The organism is Brachyspira catarrhinii (assembly GCF_005518285.1).
Classification (GTDB): Bacteria; Spirochaetota; Brachyspiria; order Brachyspirales; family Brachyspiraceae; genus Brachyspira; species Brachyspira catarrhinii.
Window position 1 is genome coordinate 1 of the sequence record NZ_SJDU01000744.1, and the last position, 551, is coordinate 551.

The following is a 551-nucleotide window of genomic DNA, read 5'->3' on the forward strand; positions in this document are numbered from 1 at the left end:
AACGGCTACGGGAGACCCAGCAACGGATTTAACGGACGCTTACTATAAAGGCGCTCTTTCCCTTACATCCCATAGCGTAAATGCTACAAGCGGAATTACTAAAGAAGAATTAGAAAATGCCATTACAAATGGAGGTGATATGATAATTTATTTGAATATTACAAATAATAATTTAACACGGGCAGAGTATTCTAGCGAGTTCGGGGGCGTAACTGATGAACAAGCGCAACAGTCTCTTGAAAGTGGTGTCCCTGTTCAACTATTAAAATCTGGTTCTAAATATTCCGTGAGCGAAGTATATGATGGAAGTAATTATGGTTATATAAATAAATTATATATAGAGTTTACTATCTCTGGCGACAATATATCCATTACATATATAGTTGGATTATCAGTGGATAATGTGGAAGATGGGGTAAATTATAAATATAGTTATAAAACTACTTACGAGGGAACTTTAACTAAATATACTCCCGCTACTTCTGGAAGTTAATAGAGTTTTTGTTTAAACTTCTTAAGATTAAAAGACATCGCAATAAGCGGTGTCTTTT

Annotated in this window: 1 protein-coding gene; it reads left to right on the forward strand. The window is 34.7% G+C overall.

The window, feature by feature from the left end; all coding sequences use genetic code 11:
* On the forward strand, positions 1 to 493 hold a 493-nt coding region (locus EZH24_RS14500), incomplete at its 5' end, for a hypothetical protein (RefSeq protein WP_161976197.1).
* Positions 494 to 551: the final 58 nt, after the last annotated feature.